Consider the following 16,436-nt stretch of genomic DNA (forward strand, 5'->3'; position numbering starts at 1 on the left):
ACGTGCCCGTCTCGTCGGGAGCCCCCGGTCTCGGAGCTCCGCACGCCGGCGGCGGCCCACCCCGCGACTCAGACCGCTCCGGACCAGCCCACGCAGCAACAAGCGCAACGCCCGCCGGAAGCACCTGACCCACTCCGGAAGGCCCCCCGGAGGACTCGACCCAACCCCTCACGCTGCCCGCCGCTGCCGGCCGGTTTTCGCCGAGCAACGTGCCCGTCTCGTCGGGAGCCCCCGGTCTCGGAGCTCCGCACGCCGGCGGCGGCCCACCCCGCGACTCAGACCGCTCCGGACCAGCCCACGCAACGACAAGCGCAACGCCCGCCGGAAGCGCCCGACCCACTCCGGAAGGCCCCCCGGAGGACTCGACCCGATCCTTCTCCCTGCCCGCCGCTGCTGGTCGGTTTTCGCCGAGCAACACGCCCGTCTCGTCGGGAACCCCCGGTCTCGGAGCCCCGCACGCCGGCGGCGGCCCACCCCGCGACTCAGACCGCTGCGGACCAGCCCACGCAACCAAAAGCCCAACCCCCCGCCGGAAGCACCCGACCCGACCCCATGCCGCCCGCCCCCGCAACGGAGCGTGCCGCGCTCACCCGCGCCCACCCGCGCCCGTGCCCGAACCCGCCGGCCCGTCCGGCGTTTGGGGACAGCCGGGCCGGAGGCCGGCCGCCCCCGTGTCGGGCCGGCGCAGCCGACGCGCACCGCGAGCCTGCCCCCGCCCCCTCCCGAGCGTCAGCGACCCTGTATGCGGACGATCTGTAGCGCGATCATCAGGTTCAGGCGCAGATGCGGATCCTGCGTGAACGGGCCGAGCAGTCGCTCCAGTTTGGTGATTCGATACCGCAGCGTGTTGTAGTGCACATACAGCCGCCGTGCCGTTTCGGCCACGTTCAGGTTCGTGTCGAGCAGCGCCTGCAGTGTGTTGCGCAGGTCGGCTGCCTCCGGGTCGCGGGGGTGGGCCAGTGTGCGCAGGGCCTCGCGGGCGAAGCGGTCGAGTTCACTCGGATCGGGGATCAGGCTGAGCAGTCGGAAGACGCCGAGCTGGTCGAAGTCGGCCACCGCGCCGGGGCCGTGGATGCGCCGACCGGCGGCGACCGCGCGGCGGGCCTGCTCGTACGCGGCCGGCAGCGCGTCGAGTGACTCCGCCGGTCGGCTCACCCCCGTCGTGAACGAGCGGATCGTCGGGCCGCAATCCGCGTGCACCACGGCCGCGAGTTCGGTCACCAGCCGGGCGGCCTGGCCGTCGGCGGGTGCGCCGAGCAGGGTGACCACCTCGCGCGGATACGCGGCGACCGCCGCCTCCGGGGCGCGTGCGCCGACCGCGCCGGACCAGGCGAGGGCCAGTGCCTCCTGCCCGGCCCGGATCGCCCTCGGGTCGCGGCCGGCCGCGGGCGGGTCGGCCTCGGCCACCACCACCAGGAGCGGCCCGGTCGGCAATACCGCCCAGCCCGTCAGGTCCGTGCCGCGCCCCGTCAGCAGGTCGCGCATCAGGTCGCTGCGGTACTTGGCGTCGGCGGCGGCCTGCGCCAGCCGCCCCGCCAAGCCGATCGCGGTGTCCACGAGCGCCCGCCCGCCCGGCCGTACCGCCTGCCCGGGGCCGCCCGCGTCCGGGGGTGCTGCGGGTGCCGGGACCGTGGGCTGCGGGCGCGGGTCCTTGCCCGCCTCCCACGCGGTCGAGGCGCCCGCGACCCGGGCGCGCGGGGTCGGGTCGGGCTCGGGGGCGCTGGCGCCGCCCCCGACCACCTTGCGGCGCCGTGGCGGCAGCCGACGCGGCGCCGCTCCGGCCACCGTCGCGCGGCCGGCTCCGCCGCTCTTGTCCCCGGGACGAAACTGCGGTTCGCCCCCGGTTGCCGTTCCGCCCGCGTCCCCGAGGTTGCCCATATACCGACCGTAGCGTTACGAACACGAGCGCGTCAGCACCGCCGAGAGCGTGCGGGCAGCGCACCCCCGGAGTGCGCCCGGCGCACGATCCCCCCGCGAGGGCCGTCTCGGCAACATCGGATTCCGTCCCGGGATTTACCCGCGTGGCGCGCTTGACCGTTGTGTCCGGATCGCCATAACTTGCGGTACGGCGGCGACCCCGAGGACGGCCCCGGTCCCGCGCCGAGACGAAGCCCCCGATCGTTCCCCCGCGACCGGGGGCTTCCTCGTGTGCGCCGGGCCGACTCGCGTCCGCCCCGGGGGACTTCACCGCCCCCGCCGCACCCCCGGCTCGCATCCGCCGGCGGCGGCTCACCACCTCGAGTCCCATTCGCCCCTCGGCTTGACCGCTCCCGCTCGGTACGATGCCCCGGGGGGCGAACGCGTGGCGAAACGGACACCATCCGTGACCGATGCGTGCGTGACGGACAGCGGAACGGGAGAGGCTTTAAGGGGCGTCGCCGATCGAGCGGAATGGGCGCACCGGGATTCATCGGCAGCGGGCCGACATCCTCTCGAAGTCCCCTCGGGGACACGGGCACGCGGAGAGGACCGGCCGGGGGAAGGGGGGTCCACCGTGGGACAGACCGAACGTGGCGCACGCACCGGTAGTCCGGCCGAACTGGCCTGGTTGCGCGGCATGGACGCCTATGTCGCCGGCGAATACGGCCAGGCGGAGGTGCAGTTCCGGGCCGCGGTCGAGGCCGACCCGGGTATGGCCGACGCCTGGCTGGGGCTGCACGCGCTCAAGGTCGAGGTGGCCACCGCGGTGGTCGCCATGCACACCCATCGCGAGCGCTTCGGGGAGCAGCGCGCGAAGTACGGTCGGCCGCTCAACTCCTGGTACTGGCTGGGCTGGTGGGTCCAGCTCGTACTGGAGACCCCGCGCGACCTCGCGCTCGCGCACGCCTCGCACTGGTTGGACGGCCGGCACCTGCCCGAGCTGGACGCCGCGCTCGCCCTGTGCCCGCCCGCCGAACAGGACGCCGCCACCCGCTTCCTGCTCGCCTGTCGGGCCTATCTGGGCAAGGACTGGCAGCAGTTGCTCCGGCACACCGCGGGCCTGGACGACGACGCGCTGCTCGGCGTCGAGGCGGGCCTGTTCGCCGGCATGGCCCGGGTCCGCCTGGGGCTGTACGCCAAGGCCGAACAGGTACTCGCCACCGCCCTGGTGCGCTGCCGCTCGGAGCACCCGCAGCGCAAGGAGCTGCGCTACTGGCTCGCCCGCGCGTACGAGGAGACCGGCCGCACCCCGGCCGCGCTGCCCCTGTACCGCGCGGTGCACCAGGCCGACCCGTCGTTCATGGACACCGCCGCGAGGTTGTCCTCGCTGGCGGCGGGCGAGCCGCTGGACGAGTACGGCGGGATGACCGCGCGCCTGGCCGGCCCCGTGGTCGGTCGCGGCCCGCTGCCCGACGTGCTCCCGCCCATACCCGCGACCGCGCCCCCGCCCGCCGGGCCGCCGCCGGCGGTGGAGACCGAGCGCGAGCCGGAGCCCGTCCCGGACGGCGAGGCCGACCCACAGGCCGACGTCGACGCGCGGGCGGCCGACCGGGCGGCGCCGATGCGCCCCGCCGCCGCCCCCGAGGAACTCGCCCTCGTGCTCGCCGAATTGGAGTCGATGGTCGGCCTGGAGCCGGTCAAACGCCAGGTCCGGGCGCTGTCCGCGCAGATGCGGATGGCCCGGCTGCGCGAGGCGCAGGGCCTGCCCGCGCAGGCGCCCAAGCGGCACTTCGTCTTCTCCGGGCCCTCCGGCACCGGCAAGACCACCGTGGCCCGCCTCCTCGGCCGGGTCTTCGCGGCGCTCGGCCTGCTGGAGAGCGATCGCCTGGTCGAGGCGCAGCGCTCCGACCTGGTCGGCGAGTATCTGGGCCAGACCGCGGTCAAGACCAGCGAGTTGATCGACTCGGCGCTGGGCGGCGTGTTGTTCGTGGACGAGGCGTACGGCCTCACCAACGTGGGCTACTCCAAGGGCGACGCGTACGGCGACGAAGCGCTCCAGGTGTTGCTGAAGCGGGCCGAGGACGACCGCGACCGGCTGGTGATCATCCTGGCCGGCTACCCCGAGGGCATGGACCGACTGCTCACCTCGAACCCCGGCCTGACGTCGCGCTTCACCACCCGGGTCGAGTTCCCCTCCTACGGCGCGGAGGACCTGGCCCGGATCGCCGAGGTGATGGCGGCCGGCGGCGGCGACACCTGGGACGAGGACGCGGCGGCCGAGCTGCGCAGCATCACCGGGCACGTCCGCGAGCAGGGCTGGATCGACGAACTGGGCAACGCCCGATTCGTCCGGACCCTGTACGAGAAGTGCTGCATGTATCGGGACGTGCGCCTGGTCGAGTTGCCCGAGGGCCCGGATCTGGCCGAGCTGACCACACTGCGCCTGTCCGACCTGTTCCAGGCGTACGGGGATCTGGCCGACGGCCGGGGATAGCCGGGCGTGGCACGGGTAGGCGTATCCGGTCACCACTCGCACCGAGGCGGGCGGATGCGGTCCGACCCCGGCCCGATCCGGTTCGACCCGGTCGTAGCCGGACGGAAGGGTCTCCCCGTGGCCAAGCAGAGCGTCGCCGAGCAGTTCGTGGACATCCTCGCCCAGGCCGGTGTGCGCCGGCTGTACGGCGTGGTGGGCGACAGTCTCAACCCGATCGTGGACGCGGTGCGCCGCAACGCGGCGATCGACTGGGTGCACGTACGGCACGAGGAGGTGGCCGCGTTCGCCGCGGGCGCGGAGGCGCAGTTGACCGGTCGGCTGACCGCGTGCGCGGGCAGTTGCGGTCCGGGCAATCTGCACCTGATCAACGGCCTGTTCGACGCGCACCGCTCACACGCGCCGGTGCTGGCGCTCGCGTCGCACATCCCGGGCGGCGAGATCGGCACGGCCTTCTTCCAGGAGACGCACCCGGATCGGCTGTTCGTGGAGTGCAGCCACTACAGCGAGATGATCGGCACGCCCGAGCAGATGCCCCGGGTGCTCCAGTCGGCGATCCAGCACGCGGTGGGCCTGGGCGGGGTGTCCGTCGTCACCCTCCCGGGTGACGTGGCCGCGCGGCCGGCGCCGGAGCGGGGCTATCCGGTGACGCTGCCCACCTCGCTGCCGTCGGTGCGCCCCGGCGACGCGGATCTGGCGGCGCTGACCCGGATGGTGGACGAGGCCCGGCGGGTCACCCTGTTCTGCGGCGCGGGCACGGCGGGCGCGCACGCCGAGGTGATGGCGTTCGCCGAGCGGATCAACGCTCCGGTGGGGCACGCGCTGCGCGGCAAGGAGCACATCCAGTACGACAATCCGTTCGACGTGGGCATGTCGGGGCTGCTCGGCTACGGCGCGGCGTACGAGGCGATGCACGAGGCGGACCTGCTCATCCTGCTCGGCACCGACTTCCCGTACAACGCCTTCCTGCCGCAGGACGTGGCCACCGTGCAGGTGGACGTACGGCCGGCACACCTGGGCCGGCGCACGAAGCTGGACCTGGCGGTGTGGGGCGACGTGCGCGAGACGCTGCGCGCGCTGACCCCGATGGTGCGGGCCAAGACCGATCGCCGATTCCTGGACCGCATGTTGAACAAGCACGCCGACGCCCTCGAAGGGGTGGTCAAGGCGTACACCCGCAAGGTGGAAAAGCATGTGCCCATCCACCCGGAGTACGTCGCCTCGATCCTGGACGAGGAGGCCGACGACGACGCGATCTTCACCGTCGACACCGGCATGTGCAATGTGTGGGCGGCCCGCTACCTGACCCCGAACGGGCGGCGCCGGGTCATCGGTTCGTTCTCGCACGGTTCGATGGCCAACGCGTTGCCCCAGGCGATCGGCGCGCAGTTCCCGTACCCGGACCGGCAGATCGTGTCGATGTCCGGCGACGGCGGATTCTCCATGCTGATGGGCGACCTGCTCACCCTGGTGCAGTCCGAACTGCCGGTGAAGATCGTGCTGTTCAACAACTCGTCACTGGGGATGGTCGAACTGGAGATGATGGTCGCCGGCCTCACCCCGTTCGGCACCACCAACAAGAACCCGGACTTCGCCGCGATCGCCCGCGCGGCCGGTGCCTTCGGGGTGCGGGTGGAGAAGCCGAACAAGGTCCGCGGCGCGCTCCGCGAGGCGTTCGCCCACAAGGGCCCGGCCCTGGTCGACATCGTCACCGACCCGAAGGCGCTGTCCATCCCGCCGAAGATCACCGCCGACCAGATCCAGGGCTTCGCCCTGAGCGCCGGCCGCACCGTTCTGAGCGGCGGCGTGGGGCAGATGCTCCAAATGGCCCGGACCAACCTCCGCAACATCCCGAGGCCGTGACCCGAGGCCGTGAGCCCGGGCCCGAGGCCGAGCACGACCGACACGTAAGACACCCCGGAGCGGCGGCTCGGGGCGGGGCGGGACGGCGCGGGACGGCCCGGATTGCATCTCGGTGTCGCCGACCTCGGGACAGATCATGACCGGTCTGCTTGACTGTGCCGCGTAATTCTTGGTGGGGGCTGGGGCTGGGAGTCGGCATGGGTGCGTTGGATGGCGTCAAGGTGGTCGAGTTGGCCGGGATCGGGCCCGGACCGTTCGTCGGGATGATGTTGGCGGACGCCGGCGCCGGGGTCGTCCGGGTCGACCGGCCCGACGGCGCCTCGATGCCCTCGATGGCGGTCGGGCGCGGTCGGCTCGGCACGATCGAGGCCGATCTCAAGGACCCCGTCGCGCGCGAGGCCGTACTGCGGCTGATCGCCGGCGCCGACGTGCTCGTCGAAGGCTTCCGGCCCGGCGTGGCCGAACGGCTCGGCCTCGGACCGGACATCTGCCTCGCGGCCAACCCCGGCCTCGTCTACGCCCGGATGACCGGCTGGGGCCAGGACGGCCCGCTGGCGCCGCGCGCCGGACACGACATCAACTACATCTCGATCTCCGGCGTGCTGCACTCCTTCGCCCGCGCCGGAGAGCGGCCGGTGCCGCCGCTGAACCTGGTCGGCGACTACGGCGGCGGCGCGATGTTCTGCGCGTTCGGCATCCTCGCCGCGCTGATCTCCGCGCGAACCACCGGACGCGGCCAGGTCGTCGACGCCGCGATGACGGACGGCTCGGCGACGCTGAGCACCTTCATCCACGGCATGCGCGGCATGGGCGGCTGGGACGGCGAGCCCGGCACCAACCTGCTCGACACCGGCGCGCCGTTCTACGACGTGTACACCACCTCCGACGGCCGCTACCTCGCCGTCGGCGCGATCGAATCGCAGTTCTACGCCCTGTTCCTGGCCGGCCTCGGCCTCGCCGACGAGGACCTGCCCGCACAGACGGACCGCGCCGGCTGGCCGCTCCTGCGCAAGCGCTTCGCCGAGGTGATCGCCGGCCGCACCCGGGACGAGTGGACCGCGATCTTCGAGCCCGTCGACGCCTGCGTAACGCCCGTGCTGACCTGGGACGAGGCGGTCGAACACCCGCACAACCGGGCCCGATCCACCTTCGTCCGCCCCGACGGCACCCTCCAGCCCGCCGCCGCGCCCCGGCTCTCCGAGACCCCCTCGGTCGCCCGGGACGCGTCCGGTCGCGTCGACGCGGCGCTCCTGGAGGGCTGGGGGCTGACCCCCGAACAGGCCGCCGCGCTCGCGCCGAAGGACTGACCCCGGTGGGCGGTTCGGCCGTCACCCGGACGGACGTACTCGGCGCCGGCATCGGCCTCGGTGCCGGGCCCCGGCAGCCGACAGCGCCCATCCGGCAACGCACGCCCGCGCAACCGCACATCGTGGCACGCGCATCCCAGGCGTGTCCGGCATTCCGGCACAAATGTTTCACCGAGTGGTGAAATCTCTACGATCGGTCGTCATGGACACCACCGCGCTCACCGACACCACCCTTCCGCGCGCCCGCGCGAACACCCTCCCGGCCGACCACATCGCGCGGCTGCTCGGCGAAACCGCCCCCGTACGGCAACGGGTGCTCCGGCATACGGTCTACCGCGACCTCACCGATCTCGTCGCGATCCGGGTGTTCATGGAGCATCACGTCTTCGCCGTCTGGGACTTCATGTCCCTGCTCAAGAGCCTGCAGCGGCGGCTCACCTGCGTCGAGGTGCCGTGGGTGCCGCGCGGCGACGCGGAGATCCGGCGGATGGTCAACGAGATCGTGCTCGGCGAGGAGAGCGACACCACCTCGCTCGGCCCGCTCAGTCACTTCGAGCTCTACCTCGCCGCGATGGACGGCGCCGGCGCCGACACCCGCCCGGCCCGCCGCTTCCTCGGCCTGATCGCCGACGGCGTCCCCGTCCCCGAGGCGGTCGGCGCATGCGGCGCCCCCGCCGGCGCCGCCGCGTTCGTGTGCCGCACCTGGCAGGTCGTCGCCCACGCCCCGCTGCACTGCGTCGCCGCGTCCTTCGCGCTCGGCCGCGAAGAGCTGATCCCGCGCATGTTCGACCACCTCACCACGCTCGACGACATGCACGACGGCCGGCTCGCGGTGTTCCGCGAATACCTCGCCCGGCACATCGAGGTGGACGGCGACGACCACGGCCCGATGGCGCTGCGCCTGCTTGCCCAACTGTGCGCCGGCGGCCCCGATCCGGCCCGCGCCTGGCGCGAGAGCGCGGGTACCGTCACGGTGTCGCTGCGAGCCCGCGCCGATCTGTGGGACGCAGTGCGCGACGCGGTCGCGGCGGGACGCGCCGCCGCGCACTGAACCCGCGTCGGGGCTGCCGGACGCCCGGTGATATGTCATATGTTTGGGCGCGTGACCCACGACCCGAACCTTTACCCCACCGACCGCCTCGGCCGCGCTCAAAAGGCAGCCGCCGACGCGGGACTCGACGCCCTGCTCGTCTCGCCCGGCGCCGACCTGCGCTACCTCACCGGCTACGAGGCGCTTCCGCTGGAACGCCTCACGTGCCTGGTGGTGCCCGTCGCCGCCGAGCCCTTCCTCGTCGTCCCGGGCCTGGAACGACCCGCCGCCCTCGCGTCACCGGCGGGCGCGCTCGGGATCGACGTGCTCGGCTGGGCCGAGACGGACGACCCGTACGCGCTGATCGCGCAGCGACTGCCCGCGCAGGTCGCCCGGGTCGGCCTGGACAACCACATGTGGGCGGAGAAGGTACTCGCCTTCCGCACCGCGCTGCCCACCGCCGAACAGAGCCTGGCGGGCGATGTGTTGCGCGAGTTGCGGATGCGCAAATCGGCCGCCGAGGTCGAGGCGCTGCGCCGGGCCGGCGCGGCGATCGACCGGGTGCACGCGCGGGTGGGCGAGTGGTTGCGGGCCGGTCGTACCGAGCGTGAGGTGGGCGCGGACATCGCCGACGCGATCATCGCCGAGGGACACATTCGGGTGGACTTCGTGATCGTCGGCTCCGGCCCCAACGCCGCGAGCCCGCACCACGAGTTGTCCGATCGGGTGATCGAGACCGGCGACGTGGTCGTGGTCGACATCGGCGGCACCACCGAGGACGGCTACTGCTCGGACGAGACCCGGACGTACGCCGTCGGCGAGCCGCCGGCCGAGTTCCGCGCCTACTACGACGTCCTGGAGCGCGCCCAGGCCGCCCAACTCGCAGCCGTACGGCCCGGGTTGACGTGCGAGGAACTGGACGCGGTGGGCCGCGACATCATCACCGAGGCCGGCTACGGCGAGTACTTCATCCACCGCACGGGCCACGGCATCGGCCTGGAGAGCCACGAGCACCCGTACATCGTCCAGGGCAACAAGCTGCCCCTGGAGCCGGGCATGGCCTTCTCGATCGAGCCCGGCATCTACATCCCCGACACGCACGGGGCGCGGATCGAGGACATCGTGATCTGCGGGGAGAACGGCGGCGACCCGATGAACGTGCGGCCGCACGGCCTGACGGTGCTTTAGGCTCCGCCGGGGCTTCGGGGCTTCCGGGCCGCTTGTGCTCCGGGCTCTTCCGACGGGCTTTCGAAGCCCTTCAGACCTTTCCGAGGCGGGCCGGTCCACTCGGCCCACCGTCCCCGGACTCCGGCCGCTCGGGCACGGCGGCCCGGCGTCCGGGGACGGACGCCGGGGACGGGTCGGCCGGGCTCGGGGCGCGCACTCGTGGACGCGGCCCTGTCGCCTCGACCGGCCTCCGGCCCGGTGTCCTCAAACGCCGGACGGGCTGGAGGTAGTGCGTTCCGGCCGGGGACCGAGCGTAATGGGCAACCGGTGTGCAAGACCCACGTGACATCAGCTCGGCGTGCAACCCACGTGACATCAGCCTGTCCGGCGTTTGAGGACTCTGGGCCGGAGGCCGGCCGCTGCCGTGTGGGTATCCGGTGTGCAAGGCCCGCGTGACATCAGCTCGGCGTGCAACCCACGTGACATCAGCCCGTCCGGCGTTTGAGGACCCTGGGCCGGAGGCCGGCCGCTGCCGTGTGGGTATCCGGCGTGCATGGTCCACGTGACTCAGCCTGTCCGGCGTTTGAGGACCCCGGGCCGGAGGCCGGCGCCGCCGACGGCGGTCGGGCTCGGGCGCGGCCGAGGCGCGTGGCGGGCCCACCACGCGGGTGCGCCGCGTCGGTGCCCGGCGGACACGCGGCGTCACCGTACGATCGTGCGCAACGGCCGGGGGGCGAACCCCACCCGGTCCGCCGCCGGCCACCCGCCGGGTCCGGCCACCCCCGGACCGCACGGAAGGACGTCTCCCATGGCTGTCCCGCGCACGCTGCCCACCGACGAGTCCCGTGCCCTGCTCGACCTCACCCGGGACCTCACCGCCCGGGAGATCGCGCCACGCGCCGCCCCCGACGAGGCCGACGGACGTTTCCCCCGCGAGGTGTTCGCCACCCTCGGCACCGCCGGACTGCTGTCGCTGCCCTATCCGGAGGAGTACGGCGGGGGCGCGCAACCCTACGAGGTCTACCTCCAGGTCCTGGAGGAACTGGCCGCGGGGTGGCTGGCGGTCGGCCTCGGCGTGTCGGTGCACACGCTGGCCTGCCATCCGCTCGCCACGTTCGGCACACCCGAGCAGCGCGCCGCGCACCTGCCCGCGATGCTGGGCGGCGAACTGCTCGGCGCCTACTGCCTGTCCGAGCCGCACTCCGGCTCCGACGCGGCGGCGCTGAGCACCAGGGCGGCGGCCGACGCCGACGGGTACACGCTCACCGGGACCAAGGCGTGGATCACCCACGGTGGGGTCGCCGACTTCTACATCGTCCTGGCCCGTACCTCGCCCGAAGGCGCGCGCGGGATCAGCGCGTTCCTGGTCGACGCGCGCACCCCGGGCCTGGCCGCCGCCGCGCCGGAGCACAAGATGGGCATGCGCTCCTCGCCCACCGCGCAGATCCACCTGGACGGCGCCCGAATTCCGGCCGAACGGCGGATCGGCGCGGAGGGCCAGGGCTTCTCCATCGCGCTCGCCGCCCTCGACTGCGGTCGGCTCGGCATCGCCGCGTGCGCCACGGGTGTCGCCCAGGCCGCGCTGGACGTGGCGGCCGAGTACGCGCAGGACCGCACCCAGTTCGGCGGGCCGATCGCCGACAAGCAGGGCATCCGGTTCATGCTCGCCGACATGGCCACCACGATCGAGGCGGGCCGCGCGCTGTACCTGGCCGCCGCCCGCCTACGCGACGCGGGGCTGCCGTTCGGCCGACAGGCGGCGATGGCCAAGCTCTTCTGTACCGACACGGCGATGCGGGTGACCGTCGACGCGGTACAGATCCTCGGCGGCTACGGCTACACCACCGACTTCCCGGCCGAGCGATACATGCGCGAGGCCAAGTGCCTGCAGATCGTCGAGGGCACGAACCAGATCCAACGCATGGTCATCGCCCGGGACTTGCTGCGGAACGGGTGAGCGGCGGCGGCTCGGCAGCGGCCGTCGTGAACGTGAGCCGGCCGCCGGGGAGGACGAGGGCGGCCGGTGCGGCGAGCACGTACAGGGCGACCACGGTGGACAGGCCGCCGACCGCCGCTTCGGTGGGCGAGTGGCCCGCGTCGAGGAGGCCGAAGTAGACCGTGCCGACCAGGGCCACGCCCGCCGCCACGCCGACCTGGATCGCGGTTCCGACCAGCGCCGCCGCGGCGCCGGCGTGTCGGGCGGGAGTGCGGGCCAGGACGGTGGCGACCAGCACGCCGGAGGCCATCGACATGCCGACGCCGCCGATCAGCAGCCACGGGGCGAGATGCCAGGGCCGCAACCGTTCGCCCTCGTGCCCGACCACGACCAGGACCGCGCCCATCGCCCCGGCCAGGACCAGCGAGCCCAACACCGCCAACCGCCGCCCCAGCGGCCGCAGACGGGTCGCGAACGGCGAGAACAGGCCCACCCCGACCGCGAACGGCGCCATGGTCAGCGCGGCCCGCAGCGGCGACAGACCCACCCCGGTCTGGAGGTGCACGCTCAGCACGAGGGTGTAGGCGGTACCGGCGAAGAACAACGTCGCCGCGGCCACCCCGCCGGCGGTGGCGCGCAGCCGCAACAACGCCGGTTCGAACAGCGGCGTCCCACCCCGGTGGGCCAGCGCGCGCTCGTGCCGCAGCAGTGCGTACAGCAGGACCGGGCACAGCGCGGCCACGGGCACACACCACCACGGCCAGTCCAGCGCCCGACCCTCCACCAGCGGGAACAGCAACGTGAGCAGCGCGGCGGTGGAGAGCACCAGGCCGCGCCCGTCCGCGTCGGCCGCCCGCTCGGCCCGCGACTCGCGACCGAGAACGGCCGTACCGATCAGCGCGGCGACGCCGATCGGCACGTTGACGTAGAAGATCGGCCGCCAGCCGAGCCCGAACAGGTCGGCGTGCAACAGGGCTCCACCGAGCAGGGGACCGCCGATCCCGCCGACGGAGAACACCAGCCCGTACAGCGTGGCCGCGCGGGACTGCTCCTCGGGTGGGAACTCCACCCGCAACATCGCCAACACCTGCGGCACCATCAACGCCGCCGCCGTGCCCTGCGCGACCCGGGCGGCGATCAGCGGACCGGGCGCGCCGGCCGCGCCGGTGAGCGCCGAGGCGAGCGTGAACGCGGCCAGGCCGACCTGGAACACCCTCAGCCGGCCCAGTCGGTCGCCCAGACGCGCGCCGGTGATCAGGCCCGCCGCGAAGGCGAGCGTGTACCCGGCGATCGCCCACTCCAGTTGGGTGGTCGAGGCGTGCAGGTCGGCCCGCAGCGCGGGCAGCGCGACGTTGAGCACGCTCGCGTCGACCAGGTCCACGAAGGTCGCGGCCAGGGTGAGGACGAAGGCCGCCAGGCGGCGGGGGGAGTAGTCGCTCGGGGCCGGTGGGGGTGATCCGGGCATGATGGTTTGCGCCTTTCGGGATCGGGTCGTGGGGGTCGGGTACGGTGGCGGGATCCGGGGGGTCGCGCTTCGTTTCCGAAGCCGAACGGGTCGAGGCGAGGAGGCCGCGGAGATGACGACGGAGCACGCCGCGGGGTCCGGGCCGGGGGCCGACGCGGGGTCGGCGGCGGGCGAGCCCGACGCGGGGCTCAGCACCGACGAGGCGATTCGGGCGATGTTGCTGTTGATGCCGCGCGTGGCCGCCCGGCTCAAGCGCACCCGGATCCCCGAGCGGTTGCGGTCGATGAACCTGGCGCCGCGCCACCTGTCGCTGCTGGCGTATCTGCTCTTCGACGGCCCGATGCCGGTCAATCAGCTGGCCGCGCGCCTCGAGGTGGCGCCGACCACGGTGAGCCTGATGGTCAGCGACCTGGGCCGCCAGGGGGTGCTGGAACGACGTACGGATCCGACCGACCGCCGGCGGTCGATCGTGGCGATCACCGACGACCCGGAGACCCGGACGGCGATCGAGAACTGGCTCGCGAACGGCGCGGACGCCTGGCGCCGGGCCTTCGACCCGCTGTCGCCGGCCGATCGGGCGATGTTCGTGCGGACGATCGGGGCCTATGAGAACGGGGCCGCGCGCGAGGAGGGGTGAGCGGTCAGCCCCGGAGCGCCGGCAGCAGGTGGGCCTCCTCGTAGGCGAAGTGTTCCTCCAGGCCGGCCGACACCGCCTCGAACTCCGCGCGCAGGTGGGCCGGTTCGGCGTCCGGCCCCCGGTCCGGCCCGGCGGCTCGTTCGAGGAGCGCCGCGAAGGCGGCCAACGCCCGTTCCACGACCGCGTGTTCCGCACGCAGGCGGGTGATTGCCGGGACCAGCTCGGGGTATTCGCGTTCGAAGGCGGAGAAGGCGCCGTCCTCGCGGATGTGGTGCAGCCGGAGGTGCCGGCAGAAGGTCAGGCAGTGGCGGCGCAGTCGTCGAGCGGTGTCGTCGGTGTCGTTGTCGGGGGCGTCCGGCTCCGGTTCGCCGGCAAGGGCGTGTTCGAACCGCTTCCGGACCTGGTCGATCTCGGCCCGCAGATCCTCGTGGTGACGGATCAACTGCTCCGCGATCAGCCGTGCGCGGGCCGGGTCCCCGGTCAGGTCGAGGGGATGCAGGGCGACCACGGGGATGGTTCGGGTCGTTGTCGCCGCGTAGTCGCGGAAGGCCGGGTTTCGCGCGCACTGGAGATCCCATTGACGATCGCGTTCGTCGCCGGTGAGCGGGACGGCCCGGGCGGCGAACGGTTTCACGCGGCCCTCGTCGGTACCGATCTCCATGGTCACCTGGGGGTTGGCGACCAGGTTGAGGTACCAGTGCGGGTCGCGCGGGCCGCCCGCGTTGGACGCGAAGACCAGCCACCGGTCGCCGTCCCGCTCGGCGACGACGGGGGTGGTCCACGGCTTGCCGGTGTGCCGGCCGGCGGTGGTGATCAGGACCAGGGTGACGCCCTCGAACATGCCGCCGACGCGGCCGTTGTGGGCTCGGAACTCGGCGATGATCGGCGCGTTCGGGTCGGTGCGGGTGGTGGTTTCGGGCATGGGCGTCTCCGGGATCGGCGCAGGCTTCGTAAGTAGCTTTGCTTTGAAAGCAAATCTATTTGAAGGTTAGTAACGCCTCGGAAGCGCTGTCAACGCCGCGTGAACGCGGGCATGCCACGGCCGCCGGGCGACGGTGTCCGACGCCCGGCGGAGGTGGTGGGTGAGCGTTCGACCCGAGTCGGCCGCGTGCCCGGGTGGGTCAGGCCGTGTGCGAGAAGGGTTGCGCGCGCCAGTCCAGGCCCGGGGGCAGCGTCCGGATCGGTGGCTTCGGGAGCGCCGGGGGCGGTCCGGCGGTGGGGCGGTCGGCCGGGGTGGTGACGGTCGTGCCGGAGCCCGGGCAGGGGCGGATGCCGAACGGGTCCCGCACGCTCGGGCACACCACGTGGTCCGGCACCGTCGCGCCGTCGGCGACCGGATCCAGGACCAGTACGACGCCGCACTCCGGGCACGCGCGCCGCACGCTCGGGGCGGTGGTGGTGTCCGAGGATCGGTCGGGGTGGTTCGTGTCGTCGAAGTCCTCGACGAGGTCCCGCTGCACCGTTGCGGAGCATGGGTCGACGGCGATGCTCATGGGCTCCCCCTGTCGCCACGGCGCCGAGGCGACGGCGCGCTCCGCCGACGATAGTCCGCCCGACCGGAACGTTGCAGTACTGATCCGGGTCGATTTCCGCGCTCACGCGCCGCGTTGCCCCACCGGCGCCGGCTACGTGGCCGCCGCCGTGTCGGGCACGGTGGCCGCTATCGGGGCGGCGTCGATCGCGCGGCGCAGTTGTTCCAGGCGGAAGGGGAGGGGCTCCCAACCGGGCCGGCCGACCATGTCCACGTTCAGGCGGACCACCGTGCGGGTGTACGCCCGGGCCAGGCCGCGCGGCATCAGCGGCATTCCGGCGGGGCGGGGCCGGGAGTTGCCGTCCTCGTCGGGGATGCCCGAGTGGTTGCCCCGCACCGACACCCACACGGCGGCCACCTCGCCGCGCAGCGGCCACACCAGGTCGGCGCGTACGTCCAACCAGCGGCGCAGTGCCGCGCGGGTCGGGCCGGACAGCGGCAGCACCTCGGTGACGGCCGGATTGACGGTGCGGGCCTGCGGGTGTCGCACGATCGTGACGGTGCGCTCGTCCGGTCCCAGGTCGTCCAGCCGCATCGCGCACAACTCGCCCGCCCGCGCGCCGGTGTCCAGGACCACCCCGATCAGGGCGAACAGTCGGATTCGGCCCGCGTCCGCGCCCGCCCGGTCGGCGTGTTCGCCGAGCCAGTTCAGGAGGAGCGAGCGTTGCCGGGCGCCCACCGGCGTCTTGAGCTCGGGCATGGCCGGCCGCTCCGGCAGTTCCACCGGCACCGATCCGGCCCGGGCCAGGATCTCCAGGCAGTCCATCCGCACGCGCATGCTCGCCGTGGTCGAGATGCCGGCGCCCGCGACCGCGCGGGTGCGCAGCCGGCCGCGTTGGGCCAGCTCCAGATAGCACCGCGTCGGCTCGGCGGACAGCAGCGCCGCGAGCGAGGCACGGGCCTCGGCCGGGAAGCCCTCCTGTACCAGTGCGCGGCGCAACTCGCCCACCACCCAGCGCAGTTGCCGGGCACGTGCGGCCGAGGTGTCGGCCCGTGCGGTGACGCGCAGCAGGGCCCGGTCGAGCTGATCGAGCGCGGGCGCGCGCTCCTCGGTGGCCATGTTCGCACTGTAGCCGGCGCCACCGACGAACCGGCCGCGCCGACCGCCGCCGGACGGGGGACTCGCGGCGCGGGGGCGCACTCGGCGGC

The 16,436-nt window shown here is 73.5% G+C and carries 12 protein-coding genes; 7 read left to right on the forward strand and 5 right to left on the reverse strand.

Annotated features, from left to right (window positions below):
- Positions 1-729 precede the first annotated feature (729 nt).
- On the reverse strand, positions 730-1,878 hold the full coding sequence (locus ACFXKZ_RS17595; protein ID WP_380001322.1) for a PucR family transcriptional regulator: 1,149 nt from the start codon (positions 1,876-1,878) through the stop codon (positions 730-732).
- A 679-nt stretch (positions 1,879-2,557) separates the two neighbouring features.
- Here ACFXKZ_RS17595 and ACFXKZ_RS17600 point away from each other — a divergent pair.
- The 6 genes from ACFXKZ_RS17600 to ACFXKZ_RS17625 all read left to right on the forward strand — a co-directional run bounded on the left by ACFXKZ_RS17600 (position 2,558) and on the right by ACFXKZ_RS17625 (position 11,675).
- Positions 2,558-4,354, forward strand: coding sequence for an AAA family ATPase (locus ACFXKZ_RS17600; RefSeq protein ID WP_380002053.1), 1,797 nt, complete (start codon positions 2,558-2,560; stop codon positions 4,352-4,354).
- Positions 4,355-4,471: 117 nt separating this feature from the next.
- Complete coding sequence (locus ACFXKZ_RS17605) at positions 4,472-6,214, forward strand: pyruvate dehydrogenase (RefSeq protein WP_380001324.1); 1,743 nt, start codon at positions 4,472-4,474, stop codon at positions 6,212-6,214.
- 197 nt (positions 6,215-6,411) lie between these two features.
- Positions 6,412-7,521, forward strand: a complete 1,110-nt coding sequence (locus ACFXKZ_RS17610; RefSeq protein WP_380001326.1) for a CaiB/BaiF CoA transferase family protein — start codon at positions 6,412-6,414, stop codon at positions 7,519-7,521.
- Between the two features lie 202 nt (positions 7,522-7,723).
- Positions 7,724-8,572, forward strand: coding sequence for a DUF3050 domain-containing protein (locus ACFXKZ_RS17615; RefSeq protein WP_380001328.1), 849 nt, complete (start codon positions 7,724-7,726; stop codon positions 8,570-8,572).
- A gap of 39 nt (positions 8,573-8,611) precedes the next feature.
- Entirely contained in the window at positions 8,612-9,739 is a 1,128-nt protein-coding gene (locus ACFXKZ_RS17620; protein WP_380001330.1) for a M24 family metallopeptidase, read from the forward strand.
- Between the two features lie 787 nt (positions 9,740-10,526).
- Complete coding sequence (locus ACFXKZ_RS17625) at positions 10,527-11,675, forward strand: acyl-CoA dehydrogenase family protein (protein WP_380001332.1); 1,149 nt, start codon at positions 10,527-10,529, stop codon at positions 11,673-11,675.
- On the opposite strand, the gene ACFXKZ_RS17630 is transcribed toward ACFXKZ_RS17625, so the two are convergent.
- Positions 11,644-13,119: an MFS transporter gene (locus ACFXKZ_RS17630; RefSeq protein WP_380001334.1), complete on the reverse strand. Its 1,476-nt coding sequence runs from the start codon at positions 13,117-13,119 to the stop codon at positions 11,644-11,646. The genes ACFXKZ_RS17625 and ACFXKZ_RS17630 overlap by 32 nt on opposite strands.
- A gap of 214 nt (positions 13,120-13,333) precedes the next feature.
- Here ACFXKZ_RS17630 and ACFXKZ_RS17635 point away from each other — a divergent pair, with 214 nt between their 5' ends.
- The gene (locus ACFXKZ_RS17635; protein ID WP_380002055.1) at positions 13,334-13,756 is read left to right on the forward strand and encodes a MarR family winged helix-turn-helix transcriptional regulator; all 423 of its coding nucleotides are present in this window, start codon (positions 13,334-13,336) and stop codon (positions 13,754-13,756) included.
- A 4-nt stretch (positions 13,757-13,760) separates the two neighbouring features.
- On the opposite strand, the gene ACFXKZ_RS17640 is transcribed toward ACFXKZ_RS17635, so the two are convergent.
- The 3 genes from ACFXKZ_RS17640 to ACFXKZ_RS17650 form a co-directional block, all read right to left on the reverse strand.
- The gene (locus tag ACFXKZ_RS17640; RefSeq protein ID WP_380001336.1) at positions 13,761-14,678 is read right to left on the reverse strand and encodes a nitroreductase/quinone reductase family protein; all 918 of its coding nucleotides are present in this window, start codon (positions 14,676-14,678) and stop codon (positions 13,761-13,763) included.
- 199 nt (positions 14,679-14,877) lie between these two features.
- Positions 14,878-15,249, reverse strand: a complete 372-nt coding sequence (locus ACFXKZ_RS17645; protein WP_380001338.1) for a hypothetical protein — start codon at positions 15,247-15,249, stop codon at positions 14,878-14,880.
- Between the two features lie 132 nt (positions 15,250-15,381).
- Complete coding sequence (locus tag ACFXKZ_RS17650; RefSeq protein ID WP_380001340.1) at positions 15,382-16,347, reverse strand: hypothetical protein; 966 nt, start codon at positions 16,345-16,347, stop codon at positions 15,382-15,384.
- Positions 16,348-16,436: the final 89 nt, after the last annotated feature.

The sequence above is a fragment of the Embleya sp. NPDC059237 genome (genome assembly GCF_042754105.1).
GTDB lineage: Bacteria > Actinomycetota > Actinomycetes > Streptomycetales > Streptomycetaceae > Embleya.